This is a genomic window from bacterium (assembly GCA_029210545.1).
GTDB lineage: Bacteria > BMS3Abin14 > BMS3Abin14 > BMS3Abin14 > BMS3Abin14 > JARGFV01.
The window spans coordinates 1-7,186 of sequence record JARGFV010000120.1 but is presented as its reverse complement, the minus strand read 5'-3'; the positions used below and the strand labels follow the sequence as shown (position 1 = coordinate 7,186).

The following is a 7,186-nucleotide window of genomic DNA, read 5'->3' as shown; positions in this document are numbered from 1 at the left end:
CAATGACTTACGGTGTGAGTCATTGATTTGGGCGCCCCGCGCGGGGCGCGTTGATGGACTTTTTGCGAGTCCATCAATATTCCTTATTCCGATTCTAGATCTCCCTCCCCACTGCATTCGCCACCTTCTCCAGGGCAGCCATGAGAGCCTCGAACTTTTTCGGCTTGAGCGATTGGGGACCGTCGCAAAGGGCGAGTTCCGGCTCCGGGTGCACCTCCACCATGATCCCGTCCGCCCCGGCAGCAATGGAAGCCAGGGAAAGGGAGTGAACGTACTGCCAGTGCCCCGCCGCGTGAGACGGGTCCACGATGACCGGCAGATGGGTCCTTTCCCGGAGCACCGGAACAGCGCTCAGGTCCAGGGTGTTGCGGGTAGCGGTCTCGAAGGTCCTGATCCCCCGTTCGCACAGGATGACCCTGCTGTTGCCCGCCGACAGGATGTACTCGGCCGACATCAGGAACTCGTCGATGGTGGTCATCATGCCGCGCTTGAGCAGGATGGGGTTGTCCACTCCCCCGAGACGTTTCAAGAGCGCGAAGTTCTGGACGTTCCTCGCTCCGATCTGGAGGATATCCACGTATCCGGCCACAAGGTCCACATCGCCGGGGTTCACGACCTCGGTGACAGTGGGGATGTCCGCGGCTTCACTGGCTTCGGCGAGGAGCCTGAGCCCCTCTTCTTCCAGCCCCTGGAACGCGTAGGGGGAGGTACGCGGCTTGAACGCCCCGCCGCGCAGGATGCTGGCCCCCGCCTTTTTCACAATCAGGGCGGTTTCCACGAGGCTTTCCCTGCTTTCCACGCTGCAAGGCCCGGCGATGACGGTGATCCTCGGTCCGCCGACCACAACCCCCCTGGCGACCTCGAAGGAGCTCCGCTCCCCGACCCCCTGGTCCTTGACCTCGATGCTGGCCAGCTTGTACGGGCGCAGTATCGGAACGACCCGTTCCACACCGGGCAGGGACTCCAGATACTGGAGACGGGCTTTGCCCCGTTCGTCTCCAATGGCGCCGATGACGTTCCGGGTCTCTCCGTGGATGACGTGGGGCGTGTAACCCAACTCCTCGATCCTGTGGATGACCTCTTCGAGCTGCTCCGTGGAAGCTCCGGCGTTCATAACGATGATCATGGGGAAACTCCGTTTCCAGTTAACGGTTTACAGTACACGGTTTACAGTTACTTCCGAATACCGCTCGAAATCTCGCTGTTAGCGTTTTATCTGGCACAAATAACTTTGACAGGGTCGCAAAAAGTCCAATCCGGGACTTTTCGCGAGTCCATCAACTTTCATCCAACATTTTCGGGCCGGTGTCAACCGGCCCGAAATAACGCTCTCACTGTACACTGTATACTGTTCACTGTGAACTCATCTACAGATGCCCCCCATCCTTCAGGATCCGGACCAGGGGTCCTGTCCTGGAAAGGCTGTCGAAGATGAGGGAGGAAGAGATGGTGGCTGTGCTCACGGCATCCACCTCGGGGTCAAAGGCCCGTTCCTTGAGCACGGACTGGCCCAGCAGCCTTTTTCGCATCCAGTCGATCTCCTCGGCCGTCCACTCCTTGTTCCAGTATTTGGTCACGCTGATGGAATCAAAATCCACTACCTGTCCCCCCAAACTGACGGTGAGGATGAAGTGGATCGGGTGACAGACGTCGCACACCGGAAGCCGGCTGATCACCCTGGAGAACACTTTTCCCCGACCGCTCTCGCCCACATACACCTTGCCGCCATCCGGAAGATCCACCGTGTAAAGGCCTACCGATCCGTAGCCGGCTCTCTCCATGCACTGAAGGACCAGTTCCTCGATCCTGGCATCTGTGAGGTCCGGCTTGAGTTCTTTCTCCACCCAGGCGGCCAGCTCGACGGGTTGGGCACTGGCGATCAACTGCTCCACATCGCCCTCCGCCACTTCCCGCACCTCCCGGACGAACTCCCCGGCGGAATCCAGCACGCCGAAATGGGCTCCCATGAGCATCATCCCCTCCTTCGTGCGGCGCAGGATCATCGTGTAGGGCGTACCGCCCGGATTGCCGAGGGCGTCGAGGAGACTGAACTTCGGATCCGGGACCAGCGGGAACTGTACCCCGAACTCACGGCTGAAATCATCCACCGTTTTCTGGTTGTTCCCGACACCGACACCTAAAAACCTGACCCTGGTGGACAGAAACGGGTCGGAGGCCACCAGTTCATAAGCCCTGTTTATAATGGGCGCCCCCTGCTGGCAGCCGTAGCAGAACCGGTTGAAAAGTTCCACAACGAGGATATCGCCCCAGACGTCCTGTGCCAGGAAGTGCCCCTTTCCGGAGATCTCCTCGGCCACTCCCAGATAGGCAGCGTCCCCGGTGGACAGGGAAGTGACAAAACGAAAATCGGGCAAGAAGTCCCCCGGCGACACGATATCTTTCGCGGCATCCGATGGGGCAGCCGCGACAAGCATAAAAACGATCAACCAGGCCGCTTTTCTTTTCATTGTTGGCTCCTTGAAACCAGTTCGATATTCAAAATTCAAAAAGACTTGTCACTGCGAGGTGGTATTTGACCGAAGCAGTCTCAGGCTTTTCCATCATTTCCTGAGATCGCTTCGCTTTATTAACTGCTCGCGATGACGATCGTTTTTTCCAAACTCTAGACCCTAGACTCCAGACCCTAGACACTGCAAGCGGCGCTCTCATCATTTCTTCGAAATTTTCAGCGCCGCTTGCTCCGTTTTCATGTCCACCACAGGAACCTGGACCTTGCCTTCACCGAGGAGCAGGTCGGCCAGGTGCTGTGAGAAGGAACGGTAACGCAGCACGGCAGTGATGGAAAGCTCCCCCTTCTTCAGGTTGCCAGGCATCAGGAAGGTATATGTGCTGGTGTCTGACCCCTTGGGGGGGATCACCCGGACCTCTGAAAAGTAGGAGATCGCCCACGGCTTGTGGGTCACGTTGCCTTCCTTGTCAACGGCCACGGTGTGAAAAATATTGGCCTCGGGATCAATGGCGCCATGGTCGTCGACGGCCCCCGAGCGCATGAGGACGTTGCCCCCCGGGTCTGTGACCGTGACATCCAGCCACATCTGGCGGACCTCTGTAAGGCTCGTGGGAAGGTTATGCCCGGCTCCCACGTTGACAACCTCCACCTTGAACCTGACCAACTGCCCCGTGATTGCCTTTTCAGGAAGATGGATCTTCAGTTCGGCCGCGCTTTTGAGCCTCTCCCTGGCTATCCCGGCGTGTTTATCCGCTCCCAGCAGAGCCAGAACAGCAAAGTTGCCGCCAACAAATTCGTGGGTATAGACCGTGTCCCTGTCCGGTCCCAGAGGGGAAGCCTTGCCCGGATTCACCGGTTTTTTCATGGTCCTGGCAGCCTCGATGGCCTTTTCCAGCGGCATCATGTGGCAGTCCTGGCAGACGATCCCCTCCCGGGCGTAGACAGACTGTTTCCATTCATCGTAGGTCCGCTCGATGGGAAAGTTGGTCACCGGATGGAAAACGTGGTGGCAGGAGCCGCAGAATTCGGCCGAGGTATGAAGCTCCGAGTAAGCCGTGTCGTGACCGGGGGAATCGGATTCCCGGTAAGGGCCCCTCTTGACGTCACCCGGATCCATGATGAGGGATCCGTTCATGGGCTGTGCCGCAGGGGTGTCCCTCCAGGTGGATTCGGATACCGTGTGGCAGAAATCACACTGAACGCCCTTTTCCGCCAGCGGGCCAGCGACGAAGCGCCCCTTGTCCGGGTCGAAGACCACCTCCTCGGCCACCGTACCGATGGGCGAATGACACCCGGCACACAGGTTGCGGATGGCTCCGTCGGTCTCATCGTCCCCGACCTTCCAGAGTGCCTGAAACACCGGGTCGAGCCAGGAATTGGAGTGCATGGAGCCTTGCCACTGCTTGTAGATCTCCCCGTGGCATATCTTGCATTGTCCCGGGTCCTCGAACTCGGTGCTGGACACCGGGCCACCCGTTTTCGTATTGAAGAGGGATGGGAAGAAGGGAAACTTCTCCATGTCCACGGCAAACCCTCCACCTGTCATGAGTGTCGTCAGCAGCAGTGCCGATGCCAGGATGATCGTCGCTCTTTTCATGGTATCCTCCGTTTAAGATTGTTGGTGGGCTTTTATCGGAATTAAGTGAACCAATGTCCATAAACTAAAATTATAACAGTTATTTAAGCAAGTTTCAGCAGAAACACGAAATCCGGGATCTCGAAAATCAATCGAGATTCCGGGGAATCAAGGCAGAAGTTAAAGTATGCGAGTCAGTGAAAATATATGATAAAGTGAAAAGAATAATCTGGGGACTTGCCGAAAAAACATATAAAACCTTTTCCATATAGTTTCCCGGAACATGTTATCTTTGTGTCCTGAACGCTGCTACTTGGAGACAAAAATGTTGGTTAAGCGTAGTTTTTTGATAGTCATCTCCTTTCTTTTCCTGGCCATACCGCCCACCCTGCAAGCAGATTATCTATATCCTGATTCGGCTGGCTTACAAACTCTCGCTATCATTGAACCCGTCACTCCTGACAGCCTGTTTCATACCTGGACAGGGGACATCGGCCGCACAGGGCTTTGGAATCTGGGTTCCGCCATCGATCTTTTCAGAAACACCGATAACAGTGACGACTGGGATGTTATCTTCAAGATCACTGGCGCGTACAGCCCCAGTCAGAACATCCTGACCGGAATTACGATCCCCTATATTGTCAGAGACCCGGAATTCAACGAATCCGACATGCTGGACCTTCGTGCTTTCGTGCGCGGTGAGATAGCAAGATCCGGTTTTGCAGGGGAACTTTCGGTTATCCTTCCCACGGCGGATGAAGGCACCCTGTTTCCTTTTACACTTAACACCACCGTCCCGGGCCTGCGATTGGCTTACTCCAGCGGATCAGAAGAGCTGACTTTCGGTGTAAACCTCGGCTATCAAAAATACCTCAAATCTGTGAGCGGAGAGGATTCGGATCTGCTCTACGGGTTATGGTTTGAGAAATCCTTGAGAGAAACGTGGGATCTAGTGGCAGAGGTTTCAGGGTCGACCCATACCCATTCCGGAGCTCTCGGGGATGACAAGGTTACCGAAGGCAACGCCCTGGTTGGGGTCCGAAAATCCTCGCCGAAGGGTTTACAGTGGGGTTTTGCAGCAGGGGTTGGCCTGGCTGACAGCGTCTACGACCTGAGAGCGACGACCACAGCGACGATCGTGTTCAGTGACGGCAAGGGGCCCAAAAGGGTCGACAAGAAGGTCAAAAAGAAAAAGGCCGTAAAAACAAAACGTGCCGTGTCACCAACGCCTGGCACTATTGTAGTGGTCATGATCGCGGAAGGGGTCACGGATTCAGCAACTGAAAAAAGCGTCACCAAGGCTCTTCAGAAAAAGAGCTATGCTACAGGTATGGATCCTGATCCCGGGATCAAGGGGAAGGGAAAAAACATCCTGTATTATACGCCCGGCATGCAGGAACAGGCCATCAGTGTGTCGAGGGTGCTGGTCTTCGGTGGTCACCTCAAGGACCTGCAGATCGAGGAAACCGGGAAACCGCTGGGCCAAAACAGCCTTCTCCTGGTGCTTGGCGGGGCCCGGTAAGCATCGGGAAGGACAGGGTCAAAATACAGGTCCCGGAGGTTTTTCCGCGGTTCCCTGCGGGTGAGCGCAGCCCTGCGTCAAGGCTTTTCCTCCATGATATTGCAGCGGCGTATCGTTCAGCCCGCTGATCGCCATTAATGTTCCTGTTCCCATTCCTGTCCCTGTCACTATTACCGGGATCGAGACTATGACCGAGACCGACCTTAGGCATCTTCCTTTCATGCTCATGTCCGACGGGGACGGACAGGTCTTCGAGCATCCTCATCTCAGGATGGCGGGATCGAGCGGCCGGAAGCACCGGCCCCCGGCTGCCGGGGAGCTCATTCCCCTGCCTTACGGCTCTGACCTCCACACCCTGCCCGGCCGCCGCCCGGTGGGGATCGATCCCGACACCGGCATCATCGAAACCGTCAGGTCATTTCAGGGTGAGCCTATTTTTGCCGTATCGGCATTCCTTGCTCCGGCTCACACGGTCCTGCTGTGGTCTGCCTTCGAAAAGGAAAAGGTGGCACCGGTTCTGCCCTTGTACGCCTACGCCGCAGCAGGTTGGAAAGATGAAGGTTTTGTAGCAGCCGGGATCCGTATCGATCCCGACATTAGGCAGGATCTTGACAACTTCCCGACCGATGGTGAGGAAGACGAGGCCGCACGCCAGAGGGTCCGATCCAACCCTGACAACCGACTCATTGCCCACCTGGCCCGCTGCTGCACAGTTTACCGCTGTCCGGCCGCTCGCAACCTGTTCCTGGGCCGGTACGAGGCCCCTCTGCCAACCTCCAGGGGATGCAACGCCCGATGTATCGGCTGCATCTCCCTCCAGGAGGGTTCCTCTGTCCCGTGCACCCAGGACCGCATCGATTTCATTCCTACCCCGGAAGAGGTAGCCCAGGTCGCCGTCAGGCATATCGAAACGGCCAGTGAAGCAGTCGTTAGTTTCGGACAGGGGTGTGAGGGAGAGCCCCTGACCAACTGGAAACTCCTGGAGCGATCCATCGCCTTTATCCGGGAAAAAACGGACAAGGGGACGATCAACCTGAACACCAACGCCAGCGATCCGAAGGCCCTCGAGGCCCTTTTTGCCGCCGGGCTGGACAGTATCCGGGTGAGCATGAACTCAGCCCGGCCGGAGCTTTACGAGGCGTACTTCAGGCCGGTGGGGTACCGGTTTGAGGATGTTGTCAAGAGCATGGAGGTTGCCAGGGAGTATGACCGGTTTGTCTCTGTGAACTATTTCGTATTCCCCGGTGTCACGGACCAGCGAGCCGAGATCGAGGCCATGACCAGCCTCATGGGGCGGGGGAAGGTCTCCATGATCCAGTGGAGGAACCTCAATATCGACCCGGACCTGTACATGGAGTGCCTGGAAGGGTCGGGAACGTTCAGCGGCGGAACGGCCGGCGGTGTGCGGCAGGCCATGGGGGAGCTTCAGAAGCGGTTCCCGGATCTGAGGTATGGATATTTCAATCCATCCCTCAGGAAATAACATGGACTCACACACATGTTATTTCTTAAGGCTATTCCTTTAAACCGCCCCCTTAAATCCGCGGCCATTGGCGCGCCAGGCAATTTGAACGGTTTCAGCAGCAGTTTGAACCGTTCCAGCTCTTTGAAAAAAAGC

Annotated in this window: 5 protein-coding genes; 2 read left to right on the top strand and 3 right to left on the bottom strand. The window is 56.9% G+C overall.

Annotated features, from left to right (window positions below; all coding sequences use genetic code 11):
- Positions 1-94: 94 nt before the first annotated feature.
- The 3 genes from aroF to P1S46_10590 form a co-directional block, all read right to left on the bottom strand.
- Positions 95-1,126, bottom strand: coding sequence for a 3-deoxy-7-phosphoheptulonate synthase (gene aroF, locus P1S46_10600; protein ID MDF1536927.1), 1,032 nt, complete (start codon positions 1,124-1,126; stop codon positions 95-97).
- A gap of 241 nt (positions 1,127-1,367) precedes the next feature.
- A complete protein-coding gene (locus P1S46_10595; GenBank protein MDF1536926.1) occupies positions 1,368-2,468 on the bottom strand; it encodes a hypothetical protein in 1,101 nt (366 codons plus the stop codon).
- A 201-nt stretch (positions 2,469-2,669) separates the two neighbouring features.
- Complete coding sequence (locus tag P1S46_10590) at positions 2,670-4,067, bottom strand: multiheme c-type cytochrome (protein MDF1536925.1); 1,398 nt, start codon at positions 4,065-4,067, stop codon at positions 2,670-2,672.
- A gap of 304 nt (positions 4,068-4,371) precedes the next feature.
- Between P1S46_10590 and P1S46_10585 the strand changes: the two genes are divergently transcribed.
- The gene (locus P1S46_10585) at positions 4,372-5,568 is read left to right on the top strand and encodes a hypothetical protein (GenBank protein MDF1536924.1); all 1,197 of its coding nucleotides are present in this window, start codon (positions 4,372-4,374) and stop codon (positions 5,566-5,568) included.
- 187 nt (positions 5,569-5,755) lie between these two features.
- On the top strand, positions 5,756-7,051 hold the full coding sequence (locus P1S46_10580; protein ID MDF1536923.1) for a radical SAM protein: 1,296 nt from the start codon (positions 5,756-5,758) through the stop codon (positions 7,049-7,051).
- Positions 7,052-7,186: the final 135 nt, after the last annotated feature.